At 53.4% G+C, this 26,720-nt stretch carries 25 protein-coding genes and 1 rRNA gene; 17 read left to right on the top strand and 9 right to left on the bottom strand.

All coding sequences use genetic code 11. From position 1 onward, the window contains the following. Positions 1–192 (bottom strand): 16S ribosomal RNA (locus HMPREF1144_RS15520); the annotation flags it as partial. Positions 193–672: 480 nt separating this feature from the next. Here HMPREF1144_RS15520 and HMPREF1144_RS15515 point away from each other — a divergent pair. Together HMPREF1144_RS15515 and mdtD are read left to right on the top strand one after the other, a co-directional pair. Further along, complete coding sequence (locus HMPREF1144_RS15515) at positions 673–1,374, top strand: FadR/GntR family transcriptional regulator (protein ID WP_004855803.1); 702 nt, start codon at positions 673–675, stop codon at positions 1,372–1,374. A gap of 12 nt (positions 1,375–1,386) precedes the next feature. Beyond that, positions 1,387–2,784, top strand: coding sequence for a multidrug transporter subunit MdtD (mdtD, locus tag HMPREF1144_RS15510; protein WP_004855800.1), 1,398 nt, complete (start codon positions 1,387–1,389; stop codon positions 2,782–2,784). On the opposite strand, the gene rbsR is transcribed toward mdtD, so the two are convergent. The 7 genes from rbsR to kup all read right to left on the bottom strand — a co-directional run bounded on the left by rbsR (position 2,781) and on the right by kup (position 10,685). Then, positions 2,781–3,773 carry a ribose operon transcriptional repressor RbsR gene (rbsR, locus tag HMPREF1144_RS15505; RefSeq protein ID WP_085954984.1) on the bottom strand — a complete coding sequence of 331 codons (993 nt, stop codon included), beginning with the start codon at positions 3,771–3,773 and terminating at the stop codon, positions 2,781–2,783. The genes mdtD and rbsR overlap by 4 nt on opposite strands. A gap of 3 nt (positions 3,774–3,776) precedes the next feature. Then, positions 3,777–4,709, bottom strand: a complete 933-nt coding sequence (gene rbsK, locus HMPREF1144_RS15500) for a ribokinase (protein WP_161506359.1) — start codon at positions 4,707–4,709, stop codon at positions 3,777–3,779. A gap of 98 nt (positions 4,710–4,807) precedes the next feature. Beyond that, a complete protein-coding gene (rbsB, locus tag HMPREF1144_RS15495) occupies positions 4,808–5,698 on the bottom strand; it encodes a ribose ABC transporter substrate-binding protein RbsB (protein ID WP_004855794.1) in 891 nt (296 codons plus the stop codon). Positions 5,699–5,725: 27 nt separating this feature from the next. After that, positions 5,726–6,691 (bottom strand): ribose ABC transporter permease, encoded by a 966-nt coding sequence (gene rbsC / locus HMPREF1144_RS15490; protein WP_004855792.1) that lies wholly within the window; start codon positions 6,689–6,691, stop codon positions 5,726–5,728. A gap of 5 nt (positions 6,692–6,696) precedes the next feature. Next, the gene (rbsA, locus tag HMPREF1144_RS15485; protein WP_009653315.1) at positions 6,697–8,202 is read right to left on the bottom strand and encodes a ribose ABC transporter ATP-binding protein RbsA; all 1,506 of its coding nucleotides are present in this window, start codon (positions 8,200–8,202) and stop codon (positions 6,697–6,699) included. 10 nt (positions 8,203–8,212) lie between these two features. Then, on the bottom strand, positions 8,213–8,632 hold the full coding sequence (gene rbsD, locus HMPREF1144_RS15480; protein WP_004855789.1) for a D-ribose pyranase: 420 nt from the start codon (positions 8,630–8,632) through the stop codon (positions 8,213–8,215). 184 nt (positions 8,633–8,816) lie between these two features. Continuing rightward, on the bottom strand, positions 8,817–10,685 hold the full coding sequence (gene kup, locus HMPREF1144_RS15475; RefSeq protein ID WP_004855788.1) for a low affinity potassium transporter Kup: 1,869 nt from the start codon (positions 10,683–10,685) through the stop codon (positions 8,817–8,819). A gap of 217 nt (positions 10,686–10,902) precedes the next feature. Here kup and ravA point away from each other — a divergent pair, with 217 nt between their 5' ends. Beyond that, the gene (ravA, locus tag HMPREF1144_RS15470; protein WP_004855785.1) at positions 10,903–12,402 is read left to right on the top strand and encodes an ATPase RavA; all 1,500 of its coding nucleotides are present in this window, start codon (positions 10,903–10,905) and stop codon (positions 12,400–12,402) included. Further along, on the top strand, positions 12,399–13,847 hold the full coding sequence (viaA, locus tag HMPREF1144_RS15465) for an ATPase RavA stimulator ViaA (protein ID WP_009653313.1): 1,449 nt from the start codon (positions 12,399–12,401) through the stop codon (positions 13,845–13,847). Before ravA ends, viaA begins: the two co-directional genes overlap by 4 nt. A gap of 7 nt (positions 13,848–13,854) precedes the next feature. Here viaA and asnA read toward each other — a convergent pair whose 3' ends face one another. After that, entirely contained in the window at positions 13,855–14,847 is a 993-nt protein-coding gene (asnA, locus tag HMPREF1144_RS15460; RefSeq protein ID WP_004855779.1) for an aspartate--ammonia ligase, read from the bottom strand. 152 nt (positions 14,848–14,999) lie between these two features. Here asnA and asnC point away from each other — a divergent pair, with 152 nt between their 5' ends. The 13 genes from asnC (at position 15,000) to HMPREF1144_RS15395 (ending at position 26,498) form a co-directional block, all read left to right on the top strand. Next, complete coding sequence (asnC, locus tag HMPREF1144_RS15455; RefSeq protein WP_004107306.1) at positions 15,000–15,458, top strand: transcriptional regulator AsnC; 459 nt, start codon at positions 15,000–15,002, stop codon at positions 15,456–15,458. A 91-nt stretch (positions 15,459–15,549) separates the two neighbouring features. Further along, positions 15,550–15,990 carry an FMN-binding protein MioC gene (gene mioC / locus HMPREF1144_RS15450; RefSeq protein ID WP_009653317.1) on the top strand — a complete coding sequence of 147 codons (441 nt, stop codon included), beginning with the start codon at positions 15,550–15,552 and terminating at the stop codon, positions 15,988–15,990. Between the two features lie 381 nt (positions 15,991–16,371). Continuing rightward, positions 16,372–18,261: a tRNA uridine-5-carboxymethylaminomethyl(34) synthesis enzyme MnmG gene (mnmG, locus tag HMPREF1144_RS15445; RefSeq protein WP_004855773.1), complete on the top strand. Its 1,890-nt coding sequence runs from the start codon at positions 16,372–16,374 to the stop codon at positions 18,259–18,261. Between the two features lie 113 nt (positions 18,262–18,374). Beyond that, on the top strand, positions 18,375–18,998 hold the full coding sequence (gene rsmG / locus HMPREF1144_RS15440) for a 16S rRNA (guanine(527)-N(7))-methyltransferase RsmG (RefSeq protein ID WP_004855770.1): 624 nt from the start codon (positions 18,375–18,377) through the stop codon (positions 18,996–18,998). Positions 18,999–19,614: 616 nt separating this feature from the next. After that, positions 19,615–19,995 carry a F0F1 ATP synthase subunit I gene (gene atpI / locus HMPREF1144_RS15435; protein WP_004855768.1) on the top strand — a complete coding sequence of 127 codons (381 nt, stop codon included), beginning with the start codon at positions 19,615–19,617 and terminating at the stop codon, positions 19,993–19,995. A gap of 8 nt (positions 19,996–20,003) precedes the next feature. After that, on the top strand, positions 20,004–20,819 hold the full coding sequence (gene atpB, locus HMPREF1144_RS15430; protein ID WP_004127037.1) for a F0F1 ATP synthase subunit A: 816 nt from the start codon (positions 20,004–20,006) through the stop codon (positions 20,817–20,819). 47 nt (positions 20,820–20,866) lie between these two features. After that, on the top strand, positions 20,867–21,106 hold the full coding sequence (gene atpE / locus HMPREF1144_RS15425) for a F0F1 ATP synthase subunit C (protein ID WP_000429386.1): 240 nt from the start codon (positions 20,867–20,869) through the stop codon (positions 21,104–21,106). A 56-nt stretch (positions 21,107–21,162) separates the two neighbouring features. Next, positions 21,163–21,633, top strand: a complete 471-nt coding sequence (gene atpF / locus HMPREF1144_RS15420) for a F0F1 ATP synthase subunit B (RefSeq protein ID WP_004107293.1) — start codon at positions 21,163–21,165, stop codon at positions 21,631–21,633. Between the two features lie 14 nt (positions 21,634–21,647). Beyond that, positions 21,648–22,181 carry a F0F1 ATP synthase subunit delta gene (atpH, locus tag HMPREF1144_RS15415; RefSeq protein ID WP_004855764.1) on the top strand — a complete coding sequence of 178 codons (534 nt, stop codon included), beginning with the start codon at positions 21,648–21,650 and terminating at the stop codon, positions 22,179–22,181. Between the two features lie 12 nt (positions 22,182–22,193). Beyond that, on the top strand, positions 22,194–23,735 hold the full coding sequence (atpA, locus tag HMPREF1144_RS15410; protein WP_004127029.1) for a F0F1 ATP synthase subunit alpha: 1,542 nt from the start codon (positions 22,194–22,196) through the stop codon (positions 23,733–23,735). A gap of 50 nt (positions 23,736–23,785) precedes the next feature. Beyond that, positions 23,786–24,649, top strand: a complete 864-nt coding sequence (gene atpG, locus HMPREF1144_RS15405) for a F0F1 ATP synthase subunit gamma (RefSeq protein ID WP_004107278.1) — start codon at positions 23,786–23,788, stop codon at positions 24,647–24,649. A gap of 26 nt (positions 24,650–24,675) precedes the next feature. Continuing rightward, a complete protein-coding gene (gene atpD, locus HMPREF1144_RS15400) occupies positions 24,676–26,058 on the top strand; it encodes a F0F1 ATP synthase subunit beta (protein ID WP_004107276.1) in 1,383 nt (460 codons plus the stop codon). Between the two features lie 20 nt (positions 26,059–26,078). Then, complete coding sequence (locus tag HMPREF1144_RS15395; protein WP_004107274.1) at positions 26,079–26,498, top strand: F0F1 ATP synthase subunit epsilon; 420 nt, start codon at positions 26,079–26,081, stop codon at positions 26,496–26,498. Positions 26,499–26,720 lie beyond the last annotated feature (222 nt).

Genomic DNA, 26,720 nt, shown 5'->3' with positions numbered 1-26,720 from the left:
GGTCTTGCGACGTTATGCGGTATTAGCTACCGTTTCCAGTAGTTATCCCCCTCCATCAGGCAGTTTCCCAGACATTACTCACCCGTCCGCCACTCGTCACCCGAGAGCAAGCTCTCTGTGCTACCGTTCGACTTGCATGTGTTAGGCCTGCCGCCAGCGTTCAATCTGAGCCATGATCAAACTCTTCAATTTAAGTTTGATGCTCGTGAATTAAACTTCGTAATGAATTACGTATGTTCACTCAGAGACTTGGTATTCATTTTTCGTCCGAGGACGTTAAGAATCCATGTCACTTTGAGTGCCCACACAGATTGTCTGATAAATTGTTAAAGAGCAGTTGCGACGCGCTTCAGCGCTCTGTCGCGAGGTCCCGTATAATACGTTTTCCTCATTCAGAGTCAAGCGATTATTTTCGCTTTTCTCTGCCGGCATTCATCGCTGAATCCCGCTGACCCGGCGGCTTGCGTGCCGTTGTTCCGTGTCAGTGGAGGCGCATTATAGGGAGTTATTCCGAAGTGACAAGGGCTAAATGCAAAAAACTTTTTAACCGCCTCTTTTTTCATCATTACGACGCGTAATGTAGCAAAAAACCGGCGTTTTGCCGTTTTAACCAACGAAGTAAGCCGCCAGATGGCATACTGGTAAGGTAAAAAAGAGAAAGGAACGGCACGTATGTCTTTAAGCGCACAGCAGTTGGCGGCACAAAAGAATATCTCCTGGGTATTAGCGGAGAAGCTGGCTCAAAAAATTTTGACCGGTGAATATCAGCCAGAAAGTATCCTTCCAGGCGAGATGGAACTGGGCGAGCAGTTTGGCGTGAGCCGCACGGCCGTGCGTGAAGCGGTGAAGACGCTAGCGGCAAAAGGCATGCTTTTACCACGGCCGCGCATCGGAACGCGGGTGATGCCACGCAGCAGCTGGAACTTTCTCGATAAAGAACTCCTGGCCTGGTGGCTAACAGAAGATAACTTCTCCGATGTTGTCAGCCATTTCCTTGTGATGCGCGGCAGTCTGGAACCTCAAGCCTGTTTTCTGGCTTCAACTTCAGGGACGCCGGAGCAAAAAGCCCAGCTCAACGCTTTGATGGAGGAGATGGTTGAGCTGAAGAGGAACTTTCAGCGCGAACGCTGGATTGAAGTCGATATGGCCTGGCATGAACATATATATGAAATGAGCGGCAACCCTTTCCTGATCTCTTTCGCTTCTTTATTTCATTCGGTCTATCACACCTACTTCACGTCGATTACGCAGAATGAAGTGGTGAAACTGGATCTGCACCAGGCAATCGTTGATGCCATTCTGGATAGCGACGGCTTGCGGGCGCTGAGCGCCTGCCAGGCGTTGTTGAGCGCTCCCAACCATTCCGACAAATAGCAAGGGTATAGAATGACCAAAAAGAAAGCCCGCAGTATGGCCGGGCTGCCATGGATCGCAGCGATGGCTTTTTTTATGCAGGCGCTCGACGCCACCATTCTGAATACAGCCCTTCCCGCTATCGCCCATAGTCTCAACCGTTCACCGCTAGCGATGCAGTCGGCCATTATCAGCTATACGCTGACGGTGGCCATGCTTATCCCGGTCAGCGGTTGGCTGGCCGACCGCTTCGGCACGCGAAAAGTGTTTATCATCGCCGTCAGCCTGTTTACCCTCGGTTCCCTGGCCTGCGCGCTTTCCAACTCCCTGATGGAACTGGTTATCTTCCGCGTCATTCAGGGCATCGGCGGGGCCATGATGATGCCGGTAGCCAGGCTGGCGCTACTGCGCGCCTATCCGCGCAGCGAACTGCTGCCGGTGCTCAACTTCGTCACGATGCCTGGACTGGTCGGCCCTATCCTCGGTCCCGTGCTCGGCGGCGTACTGGTGACCTGGGCCAGCTGGCACTGGATTTTCCTGATCAATATTCCCATCGGTATTATCGGGATCGTGTATGCCCGCAAGTATATGCCGGATTTCACCACGCCACGGCGCCGCTTCGACACGCTCGGTTTTATCCTGTTTGGCCTCAGCCTGGTTCTGTTTTCCAGCGGAATAGAGCTGTTTGGCGAGAAAATTGTCGCCACATGGATGGCTCTGGCGGTAATCGCCCTGAGCATCGTTTTACTGTGGGCCTATATTCGTCACGCTCGCCGCCATCCCACGCCGCTCATTTCGCTTTCTTTATTTAAGACGCATACTTTTTCTGTCGGGATTGCGGGAAACCTGGCCACGCGCCTGGGTACCGGTTGCGTTCCGTTCCTGATGCCGCTGATGCTACAGGTTGGCTTCGGTTATCCGGCAATCGTCGCCGGCTGCATGATAGCGCCTACGGCTATTGGTTCGATTATTGCGAAATCAACCGTCACCCAGATTCTTCGCTGGTTTGGTTACCGTAAAACGCTGGTTGGGGTCACGATATTTATTGGCCTGATGATCGCTCAGTTTTCGCTGCAATCGCCGGATATGTCGATCTGGATGCTGCTGCTGCCGCTCTTCATTCTGGGAATGGCAATGTCCACCCAGTTCACCTCCATGAACACCATCACGCTCGCCGATTTAACCGATGAAAACGCCAGCAGCGGCAACAGCATGTTGGCCGTAACGCAGCAGCTATCGATCAGTCTCGGGGTCGCCGTTAGCGCGGCGGTGCTGCGGTTTTATGAAGGATTCGATAGCGCAAATACCATCGAGCAGTTTCACTACACCTTTATTACCATGGGGGTTATCACCGTGGTATCGGCGCTGGTATTTACCTTATTAAGAGCAAAAGATGGCCGCAACCTGATTAAGGAGCGGCACAAGCGTTAGGCTGAGCCGCGAACCACCAGCTCGGGGGTTAACTGTACGCGCTGCTGTTTTTGTCCCGGGTCGGCCATACGGTGAATCAGCACATCGATAGCCAGTTCGCCCAGTTCATCTTTCGGTTGATGTATTGTGGTTAACGGCGGCGTCATATAGCGCGCCAGTTCAATGTCGTCATAGCCTACCAGCGCCATATCCTGTGGAATACGCAGACCGCTCTGATAAAGGGCCTGATAGGCGCCTACCGCCATCGCATCGTTACCGATAAACACCGCCTGCGGCAGCGCTGGCAGCATCAGCAGCTTCTGCATGGCGCTGAAACCGCCGCCAAACTCAAAATCGCTGCTAATCACATATCCTTCAGGTACCGTGAGCCCGGCTCGGGCCATCGCTTCCTTATACCCGTCCAGGCGCAGTCGGGCAGGAGTTTTATCCAGCGGACCCGCAATACAGGCAATCCGCGTATAGCCCTGGTCGATCAGATACTGCGTCGCCATATCGCCACCCAGCAGAGAGTTATCCTGAATCAGATCGCTATCGCCGTCGAACGGCGCCCAGTCCATCATCACCGTCGGAACAGAAGGGTAGCGCTGCATAATCTCCGGCGAAGGTTGATGCGTTTCAGTGCACAGCAGCAGTAAACCATCGACGCGCTTTTGCATCAGCGTCTCCAGATTACGGTTCATCCGCTGTTCATCGCCTTCGGTATTACATAGCACAAGGCTATAACCCCGTTCAAAGCAGCTGCGCTCCACGCCGCGCACCAGCTCCGAGTAAAACGGATTGGTACTGGCGGTAATGAGCATGCCTATGGTGCGGGTTTGATTTAATTTGAGACTGCGCGCCAGCGCGGACGGAGCGTAGTTCAGGCTCTTAATCGCGGCGTCGACTTTAGCGGTAATCGCTTCGCTAACGAAACGATCTTTGTTGATGACATGAGAAACCGTCGAAGTGGAAACGCCCGCAATGCGGGCTACATCCTTCATGGTAGCCAATCGTTACCCCTGTTGACGTAAAAATTCGTCTATTTCTTTTCGCCAGGGCACGGAGGGCTGAGCCCCTTTGCGGGTGACGGCGATAGCGGCGGCGGCGTGGGCAAAACGAATCGCCTGCGCCAGTTCGCTACCTTCAAGCAGCGCGGTGACCAGCGCACCATTAAAGGTATCGCCAGCGGCGATGGTATCAACCGCCTGCACTTTAAAACCGGGAACCCGACGACCTTCACCTTCGCTGCTGGCCCATACGCCACGGCTGCCAAGCGTAATGATCACCGTACCAATACCTTTATCATGGAGCACTTTGGCGGCTTTTGCCGCATCATCGTCGCTTTCCACGCGAACGCCGGTGAGCTTTTCCGCTTCGGTCTCGTTAGGGGTAATGATATCCACCAGCGTGAGCAGCTCATCGGGCAGTTCACGTGCCGGCGCCGGATTGAGGATAACTGAGGTTTGATTCTGGTGAGCGATTTTCGCCGCAGCCAGTACGCTTTCCAGCGGCGACTCCAGCTGCATGAGCAGCGCCTGCGCGCCGGCAATACGCTCTTTTTCCGCATCAACCTGCGCTACGCTAAGCGCGGCGTTAGCGCCAGCATGAATACCGATAGTATTCTCACCTTCAGCGTTAACAAAAATCAGCGCCACGCCGGTTGATTCTCCGGCAACGGCCCTGACCGGCGCGACGTCGATATTATCGCTTTCCAGCTGACGACGAACGCGTTCGCCAATATCGTCATCGCCGGTACAGGCGATAAAGGCGATATTGGCTCCGCTACGTCCGGCAGCAACCGCCTGGTTTGCGCCCTTACCGCCAAAAGCGACCTGATAGTGATGACCGGTAACGGTTTCACCCGGCGTTGGGAAGGCGTCAAGATTCAGGATGTGATCGGCGTTGATACTGCCAAGGACGACAAGTTTGCCTGCGGTTTTCATAATCAATATTCCCGGAAAGCGCGCCACCGGAATCCGGTGGCGCATGCCCTGCTTTTCTTTATTATGTTGTCCCTCGGACCGTCGCCGATCCGAATCGCACATTATTGCTTAATGACCAGTTTCAACTCAACCGGATAGCTGGTTTCCACTTTTTCGCCCTTCAGCACTTTATCGGCTGTCTCAACGCCTTTCACGCCGATCTGCTCCGGTAACTGGGCGATGGTCGCTGCCAGTTTGCCACTATTTACCGCTTTTTCGCCATCCGGAGTGCCGTCAAATCCAACAACCATCACATCAGATTTGCCTGCCGTTTGCAGGGCACGCAGCGCGCCCAGCGCCATTTCATCGTTTTGGGCGAATACGGCCTGTACATCAGGATGCGCCGTCAGCAGGTTCTGCATGACATTCAGGCCCTTGGTACGGTCAAAATCTGCCGGCTGGCTGGCCAGAACGTTAAACTTATGCGCAGCAACGGCTTGCTGGAAACCTTCGCCACGCTCGCGCGCCGCGGACGTCCCGGCAATGCCCTGTAGTTCAATGATCTTCGCGCTTTCGCCGACTTTCTTCGCGATATAGTCACCGGCCATCTTACCGCCCAGCACGTTATCAGACGCGATATGGCTCACCACGTCGCCTTTTGACGCCTGACGGTCGAGGGTGATAACCGGAATTTTAGCCTGGTTAGCCAGCTTCACGGCGTTACCCACCGCATCGGAATCCGTTGGGTTGATCAGCAGCAGTTTGGTACCACGAACGGTTAAATCCTGCACGTTAGCCAGCTCTTTGGCCGGGTTATTCTGAGAGTCCAGAACCACCAGGTTATAGCCCAGTTTGTCCGCTTCTTTTTGCGCGCCATCCTTCAGTGAGACAAAGAACGGGTTGTTAAGGGTTGAGATAACCAGAGCGATAGTGTCTTTTGCCATCGCGTTTGCGCTTACGGTCGCACTTAACGCTACAGCAGAGACCAGGGTCGCCAGTTTTTTCATATTCATAGTTAAGATGTCCTGTAGAGTTATCAGTTACTGCTTCTTGTTATCTACCAGTACCGCCAGCAAAATAACCACCGCTTTCACGATCATCTGGTAATAGGATGAAACGCCTAATAAATTCAGTCCGTTGTTCAGAAAGCCAAGGATCAACGCGCCAATCAGCGTCCCGACAATACGGCCTTTACCGCCCGCAAGGCTGGTACCGCCGAGCACCACCGCCGCAATCGCATCCAGTTCATATCCGGTGCCCGCCGTCGGCTGCGCGGAAGAGAGACGCGCGACCTCAATAATGCCGGCCAGCGAGGCCAGCATGCCGCACAAAGAATAGACGATGATTTTAACTTTATTCACGCTGATGCCGGAAAGACGCGTTGCCGCTTCGTTGCCGCCGAGCGCGTAGATATAACGACCCAGGCGGGTATGGTGCAGCATGTACCAGGCGGCCAGGAAGACGATCGCCATAATCCACACCGGCGTTGGGATCCCCAGCGGACGGCCAATCCCGAACCAGCCAAACAGATCGGCGTTGTCGGTAAAGCCGGTGTTTACCGGGCTGCCGTTGGTATACACCATCGTCACGCCGCGCAGCAGCAGCATCATGACCAGCGTGGCGATAAATGCCTGTACGCGCCCTTTCGCCACGATCACGCCGGTCACGGCGCCAATTGCCGCACCTAACGCCAGCGCAGCGGCCACCGCCACCAGCGCGTTGACCTCAATCCCGACAATGGAAGCCGCCACCGCGCCGGTCAGCGCCAGCAGGGAGCCGACGGACAGGTCGATGCCCGAAGTCAGGATAACCAGCGTCATCCCAACCGCCATAATGGCGTTAACTGAAGTCTGCTGCAGAATATTGAACAGGTTATTTACGGTAAAAAAGTTGGGGCTCATGGTCGAGACAATCGCAATCAGCACCAGCAGGGCAATCAGCGATTTTTGCTCCATCAGCCACGCTTTTGTGAAGTAGCGACGACCAGAAACAGCCGGGTTATTCATCTTTTTTACTCCTGATTCACACGGTTAAGCTTGCCCACAGCGGCAGCCATCAATACTTCCTGGGTGGCCTGCTCGCGTGTGAATTCACCGCCGAGATGCCCTTCATGCATCACCATGATGCGATCGCTCATGCCCAGCACTTCCGGCATCTCCGAAGAGACCAGAATGATGCTCAGGCCTTCGGCTTTAAACTGGTTAATCAGCTGGTAGATCTCTTTCTTCGCCCCGACGTCGACGCCGCGGGTCGGTTCATCAAGGATCAGCACCTTCGGACGGGTCATCAAGCCGCGGGCAATCGCCACCTTCTGCTGGTTACCGCCCGATAGCAGCCCAATAGCCTGCTCCATCGACGGCGTTTTCACATTAAACAGGCGGATAAAATCGCCTACCGCTTGCTGTTCATCTTTATGCTTCAGGCTACCGCCGCCGCGGCTGAAGTAACGCAGCGCGGTGAGCGACATATTCTCTTTAACCGACATACCGAGCACTAAACCATCGCGTTTACGATCTTCAGAGATGTAAACAATGCCGTTGGCCAGGCCATCCTGCGGAGAACGCGTAATGACCTCATGCCCATCCAGGGTAACCGACCCGCTGCTGCGCGGCAGCGCACCGTAGAGCACCTTCATCAGTTCGGTTCGTCCGGCGCCCATCAGCCCGGCAACGCCGAGGATTTCGCCCTGGCGCAGAATAAAGGAGATGTTCTCTACCCCTGATCCACACAGGTTGTCGACCTTAAGGCGAACCGCGCCCGGGGCTTTGTCCAGATGCGGATACTGATCCTCCAGCTTGCGGCCGACCATCATCTCAATCAGCAGATCTTCATCCAGGCTGGCCACTTCGCGCTCGGCGATAAACTGCCCATCGCGGAAGACCGTGACGTCATCGCAAATCTCGAAGATCTCTTTCATACGGTGAGAGATATAGACAATACCGCGCCCCTGCGATTTCAGTTCGCGGATCACGCGGAACAGGGATTCGGTCTCGGTGTCGGTTAGCGCGTCGGTGGGCTCATCCATAATGATGACCTTCGACTCAAAGCTCAGCACTTTAGCGATCTCGACCATCTGCTGATCGCCGATCGACAAATCGCCCACCAGCTTTTGGCTGTTGAAGCGTAAGTTCAGCTTTGCCAATAGCTTGTCAGCTTCGGCATACATCGTTTTCCAGTCAATTTTGCCAAAGCGATTCACAAACTCACGACCGAGGAAAATATTCTCGGCGATCGTCAGCTGGGGGATCAGGTTGAGTTCCTGGTGAATGATGCCGATTCCGGCTTCCTGAGAAGATTTAGGTCCGTTGAAGGTGGTCTCTTTCCCCAACCACAGCAGCGAACCGGCATCGCGGGAGTAGATACCGGTCAGCACCTTCATCATGGTGGACTTGCCGGCACCGTTCTCCCCGACCAGCGCCATCACGCGGCCTGGATAGACATTTAGCGAGGCGCCGGAGAGCGCCTTGACGCCAGGGAACGCTTTATCGATCCCTTTTAGTTGCAATAAGGCTTCCATATCGGCGACCTCAGAACGTCACGCCGGCACAGAGAATAACGTTCGCATACGGGGAACACTCCCCGCTGCGAATCACCGCCTGACTGTCTGCGGTTTCTTTTTTAAACTGCTCATGACTGGTGTAACGAATTTCAATGGTGTTTCCCTGGTGCTGCTGCAGCTGCTCAAGGTGAGTGAGCAACGTCGCATGGAGCTGCGGATTAAGGGTTTTAATCTCTTCCGCCAGGATAGCCGCTTCAACCTGCATTTCGCTCGTCACCACCTCCAGAACCTGCATAAAGGAGGGAACCCCGTGGGTTAACGCCATATCAATACGCGCGCTGCTGCGGGGAACCGGTAAACCAGCGTCGCAAACAACCAGCGTATCGGTATGCCCCAGACGGGAGATGACCGACGAGATATCAGCATTGAGGACGGTACCTTTTTTCATTTTCTCTTTTGCTCCATTAGCGAAACGTTTCGCTGGTATAAGTATTAGCAATAAGAGAACAGAAAACCATCACCAGATGTGAGAATTGTGATCGTCATCGAAACGTTTCGCAACGCAGCAGCGAGAAAGTCTGAAGCGAGCAGATAAAACAAAAAGGCCCTTCATCAAGAAGGGCCTTAGCGAATCAGATCTCAACCTGGGTGCCGAGCTCAATAACCCGGTTAGGCGGGATTTCGAACTGGTCCGGCGCCCGCAGGGCGTTGCGCTGCAGCAGCAGATACAGCTTGCCGCGCAGGCGCAGATACCACGGCCGCTTGCCGATGATCAACGACTCATGCGACATAAAGAAGGAGGTCTCCATCATCCGGCAGCTCAGGCCTTCCAGCCCGCAGCGGTGGAAAACCTCTTCGACATTCGGCGTTTCGCGCCAGCCGTAGCTGGCAACGACGCGCCAGAACGACGGCGATATCTGTTCAATCTGCACGCGACGAACGTTATGTACGTACGGCGCGTCTTCGGTACGCAGCGTGAGCAAAATCACCCGCTCGTGCAGCACCTTGTTATGCTTCAGGTTGTGCAAAAGCGCGAAAGGAATCACGTTCAGCGCCCGGGACATATAAACAGCGGTACCCGGCACGCGAACCGGCGGCGATTTTTCAAGAGAAGAGATCATCGCCTCCAGAGAATTACCGTGCTCATGCATCCGACGCAGAAGGCGGAAACGCTCGCTCTTCCAGGTGGTCATGATGGTAAACATCACCAGACCGAGGGTCAGAGGCAGCCAGCCGCCGGAGACGATTTTATCGAGGTTCGCGGAGAAGAGCGGGATATCAATGCACATAAAGGCAACCAGCAGCAGCGCCACAACAAACTTATTCCAGTGCCAGTTTTGACGCGCCACCGTCGTGAACAGAATGGTGGTCAGCACCATCGTTCCCGTTACCGCAATACCGTATGCCGCCGCCAGATTCGAGGAGTGCTCAAAGTTAACAATGACGATGACCACCGAGATATAGAGCAGCCAGTTGATAAACGGGATGTAAATCTGCCCGGACTCCATTTCCGAGGTGTGAATAATACGCATCGGCGACAGGTACCCCAGACGCACGGCCTGGCGAGTCAGAGAGAAGACGCCGGAGATAACCGCCTGGGAAGCGATAACCGTCGCCAGGGCGGCAATGATCAGCATTGGGATTAGCGCCCACTCCGGCGCCAGCAGAAAGAACGGGTTTTTAATTGCTTCCGGATGTTTAAGCAGCAGCGCCCCCTGACCAAAGTAGTTCAGCACCAGCGAAGGCAGCACGACCGAAAACCAGGCCAGGCGAATCGGCAATTTACCGAAATGCCCCATGTCGGCATACAGCGCTTCCACGCCGGTAATCGACAGCACCACCGCCCCCAGCGCCACAAACGAGACGGTTTTATATTCGAGGAAGAAATGAACCGCCCAGTAAGGGTTCAACGCCTGCAGCACTTCAGGGTTAGCGAAAATACTGCGCGCGCCCAGTACCGCCAGCAGCAGGAACCAGATCAGCATAATCGGCGCGAACAGCTTACCCACCATGCTGGTACCGTGCTTTTGAATGGCAAATAGCAGCGTCAGGACAATGATGGATATGGGCACAACCCAGGTATCCAGGTCCGGGGCGATAATTTCCAGACCTTCTATCGCCGACATCACCGAAATGGCAGGGGTAATAACCACCTCGCCATAAAAGAAGCTGCCGCCGATAAGCCCAAGGATCACCAGGATGGACGTGGCGCGCGCGGAGGTGTTTCGTCCCGCCAGCGACATTAACGTCAGGATCCCGCCTTCACCGGCGTTATCTGCCCGCATCACGAAGGTGATGTATTTGAGTGAAACGGTAAAAATTAATAGCCAAAAAATGAGCGACAGGAAGCCAAAAACAGCATCACGCTCAACGCCAAAGCCAAACTGACCCGACAGACATTCACGAAGTGTATACAGTGGACTGGTGCCGATATCGCCGTATACCACGCCGATTGCCGCCAGCGTTATTGCCGGCAGCGATTGCTTATTATCAGTGCTCATAGACTAGTCTTTTCGTTTATAAAACAAATGTGTGCCTAGTCCCTTGGCCCACAAAAAGCGCACAGTATGCACGATTATTTGCTGAATCGTACCCCTAACTGACATCATCTTAACCTGACTCAAAGAAAATAAATCGATTCTTCAGGCTATTACCACCCCTAATCAAACATCTATACTCGACCTAACAACGACATTCTAAAAAGCACGCAACTCTATTATGGCTCAATCACATTTACTGGCAGAAAGAATTTCCCGGCTCAGCGCCGCGCTGGAAAAAGGACTCTTCGAACGCAGCCACGCAATACGCCTTTGCCTGCTTGCCGCCCTCAGCGGCGAGAGCGTTTTTCTGCTGGGCCCGCCGGGGATCGCCAAAAGCCTGATTGCCCGTCGCCTCAAGTTCGCCTTCCAGCAGGCTCGCGCATTTGAATACCTGATGACCCGTTTCTCCACGCCGGAAGAGGTCTTTGGCCCACTCTCTATTCAGGCGCTGAAAGATGAAGGGCGCTACGAACGTTTGACCGCCGGCTATCTTCCGGAAGCTGAAATTGTTTTTCTAGATGAGATCTGGAAAGCGGGCCCGGCGATTCTCAATACGCTGCTGACGGCGATAAACGAACGCCATTTCCGCAACGGGGCGACCGAAGAGAAGATCCCCATGCGCCTGCTGGTGGCGGCGTCGAACGAGCTCCCGGAGGCAGACAACAGTCTGGAAGCCTTATACGATCGTATGCTTATTCGCCTATGGCTGGATAAGGTACAGGATAAAACGAACTTCCGCTCAATGCTGATAAGCCAGCAGGACGAGAACAGTAATCCTGTCCCGGCGAGTTTGCAGGTCAGCGATGAGGAATTTCTGCAATGGCAGCAGGATATCGGCAGCGTGAAGCTACCGGACAGCGTATTTGAACTGATTTTCCAGCTGCGCCAGCAGCTGGATACGTTGCCAAACGCGCCCTACGTCTCAGATCGTCGCTGGAAAAAAGCCATTCGTCTGCTGCAGGCCAGCGCCTTTTTCAGCGGCCGCGACACCATTGCGCCAATAGACCTGATCCTGCTGAAGGATTGCCTGTGGCACAATATTGAGACGATGAATCTGATGTCCGTGCAGATTGAGACCTTAATGACCAGCCACGCCTGGCAGCAGCAGGCGATGCTCACCCGCCTCGGGTCGATTATCCAACGGCGCATTCAGCTTCAACAGCAGCAAAGCGATAAGACCGCGCTAAAAGTCACTCGTCTCGGCGGGATGTTCAGCCGTAAACCTCATTATGAACTGCCTGCTGAAGTGCAGGACCCCACGCTAACCCTGCTTCTCCAGCAGCCGCTAAAACTGCACGACCTGGAAGTGATTCATATTACGTTTGTTCGTGAAGAGCTTGCTCACTGGCTGGAGAAAGGGGGTGAGATCCGCGGCAAGCTCAACGGCATTGGTTTTGCCCAGCAGCTGAACATGGATGTCGATACCAGCCAGCATCTGGTCGTGCGCGATGTGAGCCTGCAGGGGTCGCGACTCTCCCTGCCCGGTAGCGAATCACGGGAAAATATGCCGGCAGAAATCAAGCAACAGCTGGAGGCGCTGGACGACGAATGGCATCAGCAACATAACCGCTTCAGCGAACAGCAGAAATGTCTGTTTATTCCCGGCGAGTGGCTGGGGCGCATTGAAGCCAGCCTGCAGGACGTGGGAACGCAGATTAAACAGGCCCGCCAGTCATGACGCTGGACATGCTGAATGTCATGCTGGCAGTCGGCGAAGAGGGCATGATCGATGAGATGCTGCTGGCCCTGCTGGCAGCGCCTCAACTCGCTGTGTTCTTTGAAAAATTTCCGCGGCTCAAAAATATTATCGCCGCCGACATTCCTCGCTGGCGGGAAGCGGTCAGATCGCGACTAAAAGAGACCAACGTCCCGCCCGAGCTGGATGCGGAAGTTCAGTGCTATCAGCAATCACAGCGGCTTTCCACCTCGCAGTTTATCGTCCAGCTGCCGCAAATTCTGAGCCATCTGCATAAGCTGCACTCCCCGTTCGCCAGCCAGGCGCAGCAGCTGGTGGATGACAACAGCACCTTTACTCCAGCGCTGCACACGTTATTCCTCCAGCGCTGGCGCCTGAGCCTGGTGGTGCAGGCAACCTCTCTTAATCAGCAGCTGCTGGATGAAGAGCGCGATCAGCTGCTGAGTGAAGTTCAGGAGCGCATGACCCTTAGCGGCCAGTTGGAGCCGGTACTGGTGGAAAATGACAATGCGGCTGGGCATCTGTGGGACATGAGTGCCGGAGAACTGAAGCGCGGCGATTATCAGTTGATCGTTCGCTACGGGGATTTTTTAACTCAACAACCTGAGCTCATGCAGCTCGCCGAACAGCTGGGACGCTCGCGCGAAGCGAAAGCGGTGCCGAAAAAAGATGCGCCGATGGAGACCTTCCGCAGTCTGGTGCGTGAACCGGCTACCGTACCGGAGCAGGTCGACGGTCTTCAGCAGAGCGACGATATTCTACGTCTGCTGCCGCCTGAGCTGGCTACCCTCGGCATCACCGAGCTGGAGTTTGAGTTCTACCGCAAGCTGGTTGAAAAGCAGCTGCTGACCTATCGACTACATGGCGATGCGTGGAAGGAAAAGATCACCGAACGGCCGGTAACGCGCCAGGACGTTGATGAACAGCCGCGCGGGCCGTTTATCGTCTGCGTCGATACTTCCGGCTCAATGGGCGGTTTCAATGAACAGTGCGCCAAGGCGTTTTGTCTGGCGCTGATGCGGGTCGCTCTGGCGGATAACCGCCGCTGCTTCATTATGCTGTTTTCCAGCGAAGTGGTGCACTACGAACTCACCGGCCCGCAGGGGCTGGAACAGGCGATTCGTTTCTTGAGCCAGCGCTTTCGCGGCGGCACCGATCTCGCCAGCTGCTTTCGGGCGGTGATTGAGCGTATGCAGAATCCGCAGTGGGTCGATGCGGATGCGGTGGTGATTTCTGATTTTATCGCCCAGCGTTTGCCGGATGAGGTGATCAATAAGGTGGGAGAGCTACAGCATAAACATCAACATCGTTTTCATGCGGTGGCGATGTCGGTACACGGCAAGCCCGGCATTATGCGCGTATTCGATCATATCTGGCGCTTTGATACCGGGTTGCGTAGCCGCCTGCTGAGACGCTGGCGGCGTTAATCACTGATTAAAGAAGCGCAGCAACGCTTTGACGAACCTGGGTTGGCCACACGCCGCACTGCACCTGGCCGATATGCTCAAGCTGCAGCAGCAGCATCGTCAGGCGAGACTGGCCAATGCCGCCGCCAATCGTCTGCGGCATCTCTCCGCGCAGCAGCGCCTGGTGCCATTCCAGCTGTAGGCGATCTTCGTCGCCGGTGATCGCGAGCTGACGCTTCAGCGCTTCGGCATCCACGCGGATCCCCATTGAAGAGAGCTCGAATGCATCTTCAAGCACCGGGTTCCACACCAGAATATCACCGTTCAGACCGGCATAGCCTTCAGCGGCAGGCGTGCTCCAGTCATCGTAATCCGGCGCGCGAACGTCGTGACGCTGGCCATCGGAAAGCTTGCCGCCGATACCGATCAGGAATACCGCGCCCAGCTCTTTCGCGATCGCCCGCTCGCGGCCCTTGGCATCAAGATCCGGATAGCGGCTTAAAAGCTCCTGGCTGTGAACAAACTGGATCGTCTCCGGCAAGAAAGGCGTGAGGCCAAACGCTTTACTGACGGCGTCTTCGGTCGCTTTGATCCCGGCATAGATCGCTTCAACGGTTGCTTTCAGCGTGCCGCAGTGGCGCTCTCCATCACCCATTACGCGCTCCCAGTCCCACTGGTCAACGTAAACGGAATGGATGGGAGTTAATCGGTCTTCATCGGGGCGAAGGGCCTTCATGTGCGTGTACAGCCCTTCGCCCGCGCTGAAGTCGTGTTGTCCCAGGGTTTGACGCTTCCACTTCGCCAGTGAATGAACCACTTCGAACTGGGCGTCTGGAAGTGTTTTCACTTTAACCTGAACCGCTTTTTCGCAACCAGAGAGGTTATCCTGGGTCCCATCGCCCACGCGGCTTAAGATCGGCGCCTGGACTTCGATCAGGCCGAGCTTCTCTTCAAGCTGGCGGGAAAAGTGTGACTTAACGAAACTAATCTGGCGTTGTTTTGCGATGTATGCGGTTTTCATTTTTTATAACTCCTGCGTCCTGTTGCCATTGATTAAGCAACAAAACAGCGCTGCAATTCAATAATCCAACAACAAAAAGCCTGCATCGATTTTGTTTCATTAAAATTTGAGGCTAAAATAGAAATATTCGTCAAACTTCATAAGAAAAACCTATGGAAAATTATCAGATCGACAATCTGGACCGCGGCATTCTTGAGGCCTTAATGGCCAACGCGCGCACCGCCTATGCTGAACTGGCAAAACAGTTTGGCGTCAGCCCGGGGACCATTCACGTGCGGGTAGAGAAAATGAAGCAGGCCGGAATTATTACCGGTGCACGCATCGACGTCAGTCCCAAGCAGCTGGGTTACGATGTAGGATGTTTTATCGGCATCATTCTGAAGAGCGCGAAAGACTACCCCTCCGCGCTGGCCAGGCTAAACAGCCTGGATGAGGTTACTGAAGCCTATTACACCACCGGACACTACAGCATCTTTATAAAGGTGATGTGCCGATCGATTGATGCGCTCCAGCATGTACTTATCAACAAGATCCAAACAATTGATGAAATTCAGTCCACTGAAACGCTGATCGTCCTGCAAAACCCGATTATGCGTACCATCCGCCCATGATCGGGCTTTTTAATCCCACATTTTTCCACAGGTAGATCCCAGCTCGCTCACAGCGTACAATACGCCACTCTGAATAGTGGAGCGGGCGATCATGGCAGAGATAACTCTTATCAGCGGCAGTACGCTGGGTAGCGCAGAATATGTATCAGAACATCTGGCGGAAAAGCTGGAAGAGGCTGGACACAGCACGACTATTCAGCACGGCCCGCTGATCGACGATCTGCAGGCGGAAGGGATCTGGCTGGTTATCTCTTCGACGCATGGCGCCGGGGACATTCCCGATAATCTTCTGCCTTTCTATGAAGCGCTTCAGGAGAAGCAGGTCGACCTCTCTGCGGTCCGTTTTGGCGCAGTCGGCATCGGTAGCCGTGAATACGATACCTTCTGCGGAGCAATTGATAAGCTCGAGACGGCGCTCAACGCCTGCGGGGCAAAACAGATCGGTGAAACGCTCAAAATTAACGTTCTCGAACATGAAATTCCGGAAGATCCGGCCGAGATTTGGCTGGGATCCTGGAAAAACTTGCTCTGAGAATTGTAAAGATCATACTTTCTTCTGTGGATAACTATGCTTAAAAGCTTGGATCAACCGGTAGTTATCCAAAGTATAACCCTTGACTGATTTTTGTGCTGTGTATAACCCTTCATTTTGATCCCAGCTTATACGGACCAGGATCACCGATCATTCACAGAAAGCGATCCTTCTTAAGCGTTTGATCTTAAATCGCGGATCTGACTTATCCACAAGACAAGCCGATCCTAATAAGAGATCACAATAAAACAGATCTCTAAATAAAAGATCTTCTTTTTAATACTCAGGATCCCGGCGCTTTCTCGAAAGGCTAAAGTTGAGTAGAATCCACGGCCCGGGCTTCACTCTATTTTCAAACCGCTTTATGCGAGGCATACCACCATGTTTTATCAGGATCCTTTTGACGTCATCATCATTGGCGGGGGTCATGCAGGCACTGAGGCCGCGATGGCCGCAGCGCGAATGGGTCAACAGACTCTGCTTTTGACACACAATATCGACACGCTGGGGCAGATGAGCTGCAACCCGGCGATTGGCGGCATTGGGAAAGGACACCTGGTAAAAGAAGTGGATGCGCTTGGCGGCCTGATGGCGAAGGCAATTGACCACGCCGGCATCCAGTTTAGGATACTAAACGCCAGCAAAGGCCCTGCCGTACGGGCGACTCGCGCTCAGGCAGACCGTGTGCTGTACCGGCAGGCCGTACGTACCGCGCTGGAAAACCAGCCTAATTTGATGATCTTCCAGCAGGCGGTGGAAGATCTGATTGTCGAAAACGATCGTGTTGTTGGCGCCGTCACCCAGATGGGGCTTAAATTCCGCGCCAAAGCGGTGGTACTGACCGTCGGAACCTTTCTCGACGGTAAGATCCATATCGGCCTGGATAACTACAGCGGCGGTCGTGCAGGCGATCCTCCGTCGATCCCGCTGTCCCGCCGCTTGCGTGAACTGCCGCTGCGCGTCAGCCGCCTGAAAACCGGTACCCCGCCGCGTATCGACGCGAGGACGATTGATTTCAGCGTTCTGGCACAGCAGCACGGGGATAATCCGATGCCGGTCTTCTCGTTTATGGGAGATGCTTCGCAGCATCCGCGTCAGGTGCCGTGCTACGTCACGCATACCAACGAGAAAACGCATGACGTGATCCGTAATAACCTCGATCGCAGCCCGATGTATGCCGGCGTGATTGAAGGGATCGGTCCCCGCTACTGTCCTTCGATCGAAGACAAGGTCATGCGCTTTGCCGATCGTAACCAGCATCAAATTTTCCTCGAGCCGGAAGGACTGACGTCCAACGAAATTTATCCAAATGGCATCTCCACCAGCCTGCCATTCGATGTCCAGATGCAAATCGTCCGCTCAATGCAGGGGATGGAAAATGCAAAAATCGTTCGCCCTGGCTACGCTATTGAGTACGATTTCTTTGACCCGCGCGATCTGAAACCGACGCTGGAAAGTAAATTTATCCATGGCCTGTTCTTTGCCGGCCAGATTAACGGCACCACCGGTTATGAAGAAGCCGCCGCTCAGGGCCTGCTGGCAGGCCTGAACGCCGCTCGTTTCTCCGCCGAGAAAGAGGGGTGGGCGCCTGGCCGCTCTCAGGCTTACCTTGGCGTCCTGGTGGACGATCTGTGTACTCTCGGTACCAAAGAACCGTACCGCATGTTTACCTCTCGTGCGGAATACCGCCTGATGCTGCGTGAAGACAACGCCGATCTGCGCCTGACCGAACAAGGTCGTGAACTGGGTCTGGTGGATGACGAACGCTGGGCGCGTTTCAACGAGAAGCTTGAGAGCATTGAACGTGAACGTCAGCGCCTGAAAACCAGCTGGGTTAATCCGCTAGCGGAAAGCGCTGCGGAAGTGAATGCTCGACTGACGGCGCCTTTGTCCCGTGAAGCTAACGGTGAAGATTTGCTCCGTCGTCCGGAAATGACCTACGAACAGCTGGTGCAGATGACGCCGTTCTCGCCGGGTCTTGAGGACAAGCAAGCGGCTGAACAGGTCGAAATTCAGGTAAAATACGAAGGCTACATCGCGCGCCAGCAGGATGAAATCGAGAAACAACAGCGCAACGAGAACACGTTGCTGCCTGCTACGCTTGATTATCGCCAGGTGAATGGGCTGTCGAACGAGGTCATTGCCAAGTTGAACGATCATAAACCGTCTTCGATAGGGCAGGCATCGCGTATTTCCGGCATTACGCCTGCGGCAATCTCGATTTTGCTGGTGTGGTTAAAAAAGCAGGGAATGCTGCGCCGTAGCGCCTGATATTCCACTGAACGATACATGGGCGAATAGCGCATCAGATATCCGTCAGGTCAATTTCTCAGCCCGGTAAGCGTATCGCCTCCGGGCTCATTGTTTTTAAACAGGTAACGATCGTGCTCAACAAACTTTCTCGTCTGCTTGATGAAGCAGGTATTTCACTTACCGATCACCAGAAAAACCAGCTTGTCGCCTACGTTGGCATGCTGGATAAGTGGAATAAGGCCTATAACCTGACCTCGGTTCGCGATCCTGACGAGATGCTGGTACGCCACATCCTCGATAGCATTGTTGTTGCGCCATACCTAAAAGGAACGCGTTTTATCGATGTCGGTACGGGGCCTGGGCTACCGGGGATCCCGCTGGCTATCGTGCGTCCTGAATCCCACTTCACCCTGCTGGACAGTCTGGGCAAGCGAGTACGTTTTCTGCGACAGGTCCAGCATGAGCTCAAACTGGATAACGTCACCCCGGTACAAAGCCGTGTGGAAGAGTTCCCGGCAGAGCCGCCGTTTGACGGCGTGATTAGCCGCGCATTTGCGTCGCTGAATGACATGGTGAGCTGGTGCCATCATTTACCTGCAGAGAACGGTCACTTTTATGCGCTCAAGGGCTTAGCGCAGGAAGATGAAATGGCAAATCTGCCGGAAGGGGTCGTCATTAAGGAGGTTGTCGAACTGCATGTGCCTCAGCTGGAAGGGGAGCGTCACCTTGTGGTGATTCAGCCAAAAATGATTTAATTTTTATCAAAAAATGTGAAAAAAAGACGGGCCGTGGATGTTACAAAAATAAAAGTCACGGTAGTGTATTATCGGCCTGTCTTTAACCCTTGGGTTACCAGGGGTTTTCTTTCCGTTAACTTTGTCCGGTTGCTTTACCAACAGAATAGTCAACATTGAAAATATCAGTACGCTAAAAATCTCGCTGCTTGCCGTTCATACTGATGTTAAATATTTATTATGAATGTCAATAAAAGGTTTTTATTGTATATAGGATTGTTTTAGAAAGAATGCCTGGTTTTTATGTTGAATATCAAACGGATAAAAAATTGGGTTTTATGTACAGAATTAATTCGATTTCGCGAAAAATGTTTATTATGTGATCTGATGCACGCTTTAATTGCCGATTTTTCGCGGTGTTTGCAGTTTTGCATGACTGCTCACAGATCGGTGAAATGCATGAAAAGTTGTCTGTCGGAAAATAATTAAACATTTATTCACTATTTTGCTACTTATTGTTTGAAATCACGAGGCGTCACCGTATAATTTGTCCGCTTTTTGATGCTTGACTCTTCGTCTTAAAGGACGTTTTATACGACACGCGACATACCTCGAAGGGAGCAGGAGTAAAAACGTGATGTCAGTGTCGCTCTTGAGTCGAAACGTTGCTCGTAAGCTTCTGTTTATTCAGTTACTGGCAGTAATAGCAAGTGGACTGCTGTTCAGCCTCAAAGACCCTTTCTGGGGCATCTCCGCGGTGAGTGGAGGTTTGGCGGTTGTTTTGCCGAACATGATATTTATGATTTTTGCCTGGCGTCATCAGGCGCATACACCAGCTAAAGGCCGAGTGGCCTGGTCCTTTGCCATTGGTGAAGCCTTCAAGGTGTTGCTGACCTTCGCCTTTCTGGCGGTGGCGCTGGCGGTTTTGAAAGTGGTATTTTTGCCGCTGATAGTGACGTGGGTTTTGGTGCTGGTGGTACAAGTTCTGGCGCCAGCTGTAATTAACAACAAAGGGTAAAAGGCATCATGGCTTCAGAAAATATGACGCCGCAGGATTACATAGGCCACCATCTGAACAACCTTCAGCTGGACCTGCGTACATTCTCGCTGGTGGATCCGCACAACCCCCCGGCCACCTTCTGGACGCTCAACATTGACTCCATGTTTTTCTCAGTGGTGCTCGGTCTGTTATTCCTGTTTATGTTCCGCAGCGTGGCTAAAAAGGCGACAACCGGCGTACCTGGTAAATTCCAGACCTTCATTGAGATGATCATCGGCTTCGTCCATGGCAGCGTCAAAGATATGTATCACGGCAAGAGCAAGGTCATTGCTCCGCTGGCCCTCACCGTGTTCGTCTGGGTATTCCTGATGAACCTGATGGATCTGCTGCCTATCGACTTTATCCCTTGGATCGGTGAACACGTTCTCGGTCTGCCTGCTCTGCGCGTGGTGCCGTCAGCTGACGTTAACATCACCCTGTCGATGGCGCTTGGCGTATTTATCCTGATTCTTTTCTACAGCATCAAAATGAAAGGCGTGGGCGGGTTCGTTAAAGAACTGACCCTGCAGCCGTTCAATCACTGGGCGTTCATTCCTGTCAACTTAATCCTTGAAGGGGTAAGCCTGCTGTCAAAACCTGTATCACTGGGTCTGCGACTGTTCGGCAACATGTATGCCGGTGAGCTGATTTTCATTCTGATTGCTGGCCTGTTGCCGTGGTGGTCACAGTGGATTCTGAATGTGCCATGGGCCATTTTCCACATCCTGATTATTACGCTGCAAGCCTTCATCTTCATGGTTCTGACGATCGTCTATCTGTCGATGGCATCTGAAGAGCATTGATTTTTACCAACATACTACGTTTTAACTGAAACAAACTGGAGACTGTCATGGAAAACCTGAATATGGATCTGCTGTACATGGCTGCCGCTGTGATGATGGGTCTGGCGGCAATCGGTGCTGCGATCGGTATCGGCATCCTCGGGGGTAAATTCCTGGAAGGCGCAGCGCGTCAACCGGATCTGATTCCTCTGCTGCGTACTCAGTTCTTTATCGTTATGGGTCTGGTGGATGCTATCCCGATGATCGCTGTAGGTCTGGGTCTGTACGTGATGTTCGCCGTCGCGTAGTAAGTTGTTCGAAAGAAACCTAAGCCACAGAGTTATTTTTTAAGAGGTATTGTGCTGTGAACATGAACGCAACAATCCTCGGCCAGGCCATCGCGTTTGTTATCTTCGTATGGTTCTGCATGAAGTATGTATGGCCGCCTTTAATGGCTGCCATCGAAAAGCGCCAGAAAGAAATTTCTGACGGTTTAGCTTCTGCAGAACGCGCTAAGAAAGATTTGGACCTTGCACAGGCCAACGCGACCGACCAGCTGAAAAAAGCGAAAGCGGAAGCCCAGGTAATCATTGAGCAGGCGAACAAGCGTCGCTCTCAGATCCTGGATGAAGCAAAAGCGGAAGCAGAACAGGAACGCACCAAAATCGTCGCACAGGCGCAGGCTGAAATCGATGCCGAACGTAAACGTGCCCGTGAGGAGCTGCGTAAGCAGGTTGCTATCCTGGCTGTTGCTGGCGCCGAGAAGATCATCGAACGTTCCGTGGATGAAGCTGCTAACAGCGACATCGTGGATAAACTTGTCGCTGAACTGTAAGGAGGGAGGGGCTGATGTCTGAATTTGTAACGGTAGCTCGCCCCTACGCCAAAGCAGCTTTTGACTTTGCCGTCGAACACAACAGCGTTGAACGCTGGCAGGATATGCTGGCGTTTGTTGCTGAAGTGACTAAAAACGAAGAAATGGCAGAGCTACTCTCTGGCGCACTGGCGCCGGAAACGCTCTCTGATGTGTTTATCGCGGTTTGTGGTGAGCAACTGGACGAAAATGGTCAAAACCTGATCCGGGTGATGGCTGAAAATGGTCGTCTGAAAGCGCTCCCTGATGTTCTCGAGCAGTTCATTCACCTGCGCGCTGCCAGTGAGGCAACCGCAGAGGTAGAAGTTATTTCTGCCGCTCAAATGAGTGACGAACAGCTTGCGAAAATTACCGCCGCGATGGAAAAACGTCTGTCACGCAAAGTTAAGCTGAATTGCAAAATCGATAAGTCTGTAATGGCAGGCGTAATCATCCGTTCGGGTGATATGGTCATTGATGGTAGCGTACGCGGCCGTCTTGAACGCCTTGCAGACGTCTTGCAGTCTTAAGGGGACTGGAGCATGCAACTGAATTCCACCGAAATCAGCGAACTGATCAAGCAGCGCATTGCTCAGTTCAATGTTGTGAGCGAGGCTCATAACGAAGGTACTATCGTTTCTGTAAGTGACGGTGTTATCCGCATTCACGGCCTGGCCGATTGTATGCAGGGTGAGATGATCGCTCTGCCGGGTAACCGTTACGCTATCGCACTGAACCTGGAGCGCGACTCCGTAGGTGCAGTAGTGATGGGTCCGTACGCTGACCTCGCCGAAGGTATGAAGGTTAAGTGTACTGGCCGTATCCTTGAAGTTCCGGTTGGCCGCGGTCTGCTGGGACGTGTGGTTAACACCCTGGGTGCACCGATTGATGGTAAAGGTCCGCTGGAGCACGACGGCTTCTCCGCCGTTGAAGCTATCGCGCCGGGCGTAATCGAACGTCAGTCCGTCGATCAGCCGGTACAGACCGGTTATAAATCCGTTGATGCCATGATCCCAATTGGTCGTGGACAGCGTGAACTGATTATCGGCGACCGTCAGACCGGTAAAACCGCGCTGGCTATCGACGCCATCATCAACCAGCGTGATTCTGGCATCAAGTGCGTCTACGTCGCTATCGGTCAGAAAGCGTCCACCATTTCTAACGTGGTACGCAAACTGGAAGAACACGGCGCGCTGGCTAACACCATCGTTGTGGTTGCTACCGCATCTGAATCTGCCGCACTGCAATACCTGGCACCATATGCCGGTTGCGCAATGGGCGAATACTTCCGCGACCGCGGTGAAGATGCGCTGATCATTTATGATGACCTGTCTAAACAGGCCGTTGCTTATCGTCAGATCTCCCTGCTGCTCCGCCGTCCGCCTGGACGTGAAGCATTCCCGGGCGACGTATTTTACCTCCACTCTCGTCTGCTGGAGCGTGCTGCACGTGTTAACGTCGAATACGTTGAAGCTTTCACCAAAGGTGAAGTGAAGGGTAAAACCGGTTCTCTGACTGCGCTGCCGATTATCGAAACCCAGGCGGGTGACGTTTCTGCGTTCGTTCCGACCAACGTAATTTCCATTACCGATGGTCAGATCTTCCTGGAAACCAACCTGTTTAACTCCGGTATTCGTCCTGCGGTTAACCCGGGTATCTCCGTATCCCGTGTTGGTGGTGCAGCTCAGACCAAGATCATGAAGAAACTGTCCGGTGGTATTCGTACCGCTTTGGCACAGTATCGCGAACTGGCGGCGTTCTCCCAGTTTGCCTCTGACCTTGATGATGCAACCCGTAAGCAGCTGGACCACGGTCAGAAAGTGACCGAACTGCTGAAACAGAAACAGTATGCGCCGATGTCCGTTGCGCAGCAGTCTCTGGTTCTGTTCGCGGCAGAACGTGGTTATCTGGCGGATGTCGAGCTGTCGAAAATCGGTAGCTTTGAAGCCGCTCTGCTGGCTTACGTCGACCGTGATCACGCTCCGTTGATGCAAGAGATCAACCAGTCCGGTGGCTATAACGACGAAATCGAAGGCAAGCTGAAAGGCATCCTCGATTCCTTCAAAGCAACCCAATCCTGGTAAAGTCTGGCGGCTTGCTTCAGGGCAGGCCGCAAGGCATTGAGGAGAAGCTCATGGCCGGCGCAAAAGAGATACGTAGTAAGATCGCAAGCGTCCAGAACACGCAAAAGATCACTAAAGCGATGGAAATGGTCGCCGCTTCCAAAATGCGTAAATCGCAGGAGCGTATGGCGGCCAGCCGTCCTTATGCAGATACGATGCGCAAAGTGATCGGTCACCTTGCGAACGGTAATCTGGAATATAAGCACCCTTACCTGGAAGAACGCGACGTTAAACGCGTGGGCTACCTGGTGGTGTCTACCGACCGTGGTCTGTGCGGTGGCTTGAACATTAACCTGTTCAAAAAGCTGCTGGCGGAAATGAAAGCATGGTCCGATAAAGGCGTTCAGTGCGAACTCGCAATGATCGGCTCCAAGGGCGTGTCGTTCTTTAATTCCGTTAGCGGTAATGTTGTCGCCCAGGTGACGGGTATGGGGGATAACCCATCCCTGTCCGAACTGATTGGTCCGGTAAAAGTGATGTTGCAGGCCTACGATGAAGGCCGTCTGGACAAGCTGTATATTGTCAGCAACAAATTTATTAACACCATGTCTCAGGTTCCAACCATCACTCAGCTGCTGCCGTTACCGGCTTCAGAAGATGGTGAGTTGAAGCGTAAATCCTGGGATTACCTGTATGAACCCGATCCGAAAGCGCTGCTGGATACCCTGCTGCGCCGTTATGTGGAATCTCAGGTTTATCAGGGCGTGGTAGAAAACCTGGCCAGCGAGCAGGCCGCACGTATGGTGGCGATGAAAGCCGCGACCGACAATGGCGGCAGCCTGATTAAAGAGCTGCAGTTGGTATACAACAAAGCTCGTCAGGCCAGCATTACTCAGGAACTCACCGAGATCGTCGGTGGAGCATCCGCGGTATAACCAGGTTAATTCGTAGAGGATTCAAGATGGCTACTGGAAAAATTGTCCAGGTAATCGGCGCCGTGGTCGACGTCGAATTCCCTCAGGATGCCGTACCGCGCGTGTACGAGGCTCTTGAGGTACAAAATGGTAGTGAGAATCTGGTGCTGGAAGTTCAGCAGCAGCTCGGCGGCGGTATTGTTCGTACCATCGCCATGGGTTCTTCCGACGGTCTGCGTCGCGGTCTGGAAGTAAAAGACCTCGAGCATCCGATCGAAGTCCCGGTAGGTAAAGCAACGCTGGGTCGTATCATGAACGTACTGGGCCAACCGGTAGACATGAAAGGCGACATCGGTGAAGAAGAGCGTTGGGCTATCCACCGCGCAGCACCTTCCTACGAAGAGTTGTCAAACTCTCAGGAACTGCTGGAAACCGGCATCAAAGTTATCGACCTGATGTGTCCGTTTGCGAAGGGCGGTAAAGTTGGTCTGTTCGGTGGTGCGGGTGTAGGTAAAACCGTAAACATGATGGAGCTGATCCGTAACATCGCGATCGAGCACTCCGGTTACTCCGTGTTTGCGGGCGTAGGTGAACGTACTCGTGAGGGTAACGACTTCTACCACGAAATGACCGACTCTAACGTTATCGATAAAGTATCCCTGGTGTATGGCCAGATGAACGAGCCGCCGGGAAACCGTCTGCGCGTTGCGCTGACCGGCCTGACCATGGCTGAGAAGTTCCGTGACGAAGGTCGTGACGTTCTGCTGTTCGTCGATAACATCTATCGTTACACCCTGGCCGGTACTGAAGTATCCGCACTGCTGGGCCGTATGCCTTCAGCGGTAGGTTACCAGCCGACTCTGGCGGAAGAGATGGGCGTTCTGCAGGAACGTATCACCTCCACCAAAACCGGCTCTATCACTTCCGTACAGGCGGTATACGTACCCGCGGATGACTTGACTGACCCGTCTCCAGCCACCACCTTTGCGCACCTTGACGCAACCGTGGTACTGAGCCGTCAGATCGCTTCTCTGGGTATCTATCCGGCAGTTGACCCGCTGGACTCCACCAGCCGTCAGCTGGATCCGCTGGTTGTTGGTCAGGAGCACTACGACACCGCTCGTGGCGTTCAGTCCATCCTGCAGCGTTATCAGGAACTGAAAGACATCATCGCCATCCTGGGTATGGATGAACTGTCTGAAGAAGATAAACTGGTGGTAGCTCGTGCGCGTAAGATTCAGCGCTTCCTGTCCCAGCCGTTCTTCGTGGCAGAAGTATTTACCGGTTCTCCGGGCAAATACGTCTCCCTGAAAGACACCATCCGTGGCTTTAAAGGCATCATGGAAGGCGAATACGATCACCTGCCGGAGCAGGCGTTCTACATGGTCGGTTCTATCGACGAAGCCGTGGAAAAAGCCAAAAAACTTTAACGCCTTAATCGGAGGGTGATATGGCAATGACTTACCACCTGGACGTCGTCAGCGCAGAGAAACAAATGTTCTCTGGTCTGGTCGAGAAAATCCAGGTAACGGGTAGCGAAGGTGAACTGGGTATTTACCCGGGGCACGCACCGCTGCTCACCGCCATTAAGCCTGGTATGATTCGCATCGTTAAGCAGCACGGTCACGAAGAATTTATCTACCTGTCAGGCGGCATTCTTGAAGTGCAGCCGGGTAGCACGACCGTTCTGGCTGATACGGCAATTCGTGGCCAGGATCTCGACGAAGCGCGAGCCCTGGAAGCGAAACGTAAGGCTGAAGAGCACATTAAGAGCTCTCATGGTGACGTGGACTACGCTCAGGCGTCTGCGGAACTGGCCAAAGCGATCGCTAAACTGCGCGTTATCGAGTTGACCAAAAAAGCGATGTAACACCGGCTTGAACGTTAAAAGCCAGTCTGGTTTCCAGGCTGGCTTTTTTTATGGTTTCGTTTCAGAAAAAACAAAACTAAAAAGCAGGTTTAAAAATTTTGTGATTAATATCTCATTTTTGTTGATCGTTTAGAAGATGAAGCGTAGACTTGTTTTTGTGATGTGAGTCACAAAAAAAATCATCAAAAACGTAATCGCTATCCAGGAAGAGATCATGAAACT

The organism is Klebsiella sp. OBRC7, assembly GCF_000293135.1.
Taxonomy (GTDB): Bacteria; Pseudomonadota; Gammaproteobacteria; order Enterobacterales; family Enterobacteriaceae; genus Klebsiella; species Klebsiella michiganensis.
The sequence above is the reverse complement of the archived record's forward strand: the minus strand, read 5'-3'. Positions and strand labels throughout refer to the sequence as shown.

What these genes read in the sequence shown, in the direction of transcription:
- rbsB (WP_004855794.1), bottom strand. Translation starts at nt 5,698, where the DNA reads ATGAATATGAAAAAACTGGCGACCCTGGTCTCTGCTGTAGCGTTAAGT.
- rbsA (WP_009653315.1), bottom strand. Translation starts at nt 8,202, where the DNA reads ATGGAAGCCTTATTGCAACTAAAAGGGATCGATAAAGCGTTCCCTGGC.
- asnA (WP_004855779.1), bottom strand. Translation starts at nt 14,847, where the DNA reads ATGAAAACCGCATACATCGCAAAACAACGCCAGATTAGTTTCGTTAAG.
- mdtD (WP_004855800.1), top strand. Translation starts at nt 1,387, where the DNA reads ATGACCAAAAAGAAAGCCCGCAGTATGGCCGGGCTGCCATGGATCGCA.
- mnmG (WP_004855773.1), top strand. Translation starts at nt 16,372, where the DNA reads ATGTTTTATCAGGATCCTTTTGACGTCATCATCATTGGCGGGGGTCAT.
- viaA (WP_009653313.1), top strand. Translation starts at nt 12,399, where the DNA reads ATGACGCTGGACATGCTGAATGTCATGCTGGCAGTCGGCGAAGAGGGC.
- atpG (WP_004107278.1), top strand. Translation starts at nt 23,786, where the DNA reads ATGGCCGGCGCAAAAGAGATACGTAGTAAGATCGCAAGCGTCCAGAAC.
- atpI (WP_004855768.1), top strand. Translation starts at nt 19,615, where the DNA reads ATGTCAGTGTCGCTCTTGAGTCGAAACGTTGCTCGTAAGCTTCTGTTT.
- rbsD (WP_004855789.1), bottom strand. Translation starts at nt 8,632, where the DNA reads ATGAAAAAAGGTACCGTCCTCAATGCTGATATCTCGTCGGTCATCTCC.
- ravA (WP_004855785.1), top strand. Translation starts at nt 10,903, where the DNA reads ATGGCTCAATCACATTTACTGGCAGAAAGAATTTCCCGGCTCAGCGCC.
- atpE (WP_000429386.1), top strand. Translation starts at nt 20,867, where the DNA reads ATGGAAAACCTGAATATGGATCTGCTGTACATGGCTGCCGCTGTGATG.
- atpH (WP_004855764.1), top strand. Translation starts at nt 21,648, where the DNA reads ATGTCTGAATTTGTAACGGTAGCTCGCCCCTACGCCAAAGCAGCTTTT.
- atpA (WP_004127029.1), top strand. Translation starts at nt 22,194, where the DNA reads ATGCAACTGAATTCCACCGAAATCAGCGAACTGATCAAGCAGCGCATT.
- asnC (WP_004107306.1), top strand. Translation starts at nt 15,000, where the DNA reads ATGGAAAATTATCAGATCGACAATCTGGACCGCGGCATTCTTGAGGCC.
- kup (WP_004855788.1), bottom strand. Translation starts at nt 10,685, where the DNA reads ATGAGCACTGATAATAAGCAATCGCTGCCGGCAATAACGCTGGCGGCA.
- HMPREF1144_RS15515 (WP_004855803.1), top strand. Translation starts at nt 673, where the DNA reads ATGTCTTTAAGCGCACAGCAGTTGGCGGCACAAAAGAATATCTCCTGG.
- mioC (WP_009653317.1), top strand. Translation starts at nt 15,550, where the DNA reads ATGGCAGAGATAACTCTTATCAGCGGCAGTACGCTGGGTAGCGCAGAA.
- HMPREF1144_RS15395 (WP_004107274.1), top strand. Translation starts at nt 26,079, where the DNA reads ATGGCAATGACTTACCACCTGGACGTCGTCAGCGCAGAGAAACAAATG.
- rbsC (WP_004855792.1), bottom strand. Translation starts at nt 6,691, where the DNA reads ATGAATAACCCGGCTGTTTCTGGTCGTCGCTACTTCACAAAAGCGTGG.
- atpB (WP_004127037.1), top strand. Translation starts at nt 20,004, where the DNA reads ATGGCTTCAGAAAATATGACGCCGCAGGATTACATAGGCCACCATCTG.
- atpD (WP_004107276.1), top strand. Translation starts at nt 24,676, where the DNA reads ATGGCTACTGGAAAAATTGTCCAGGTAATCGGCGCCGTGGTCGACGTC.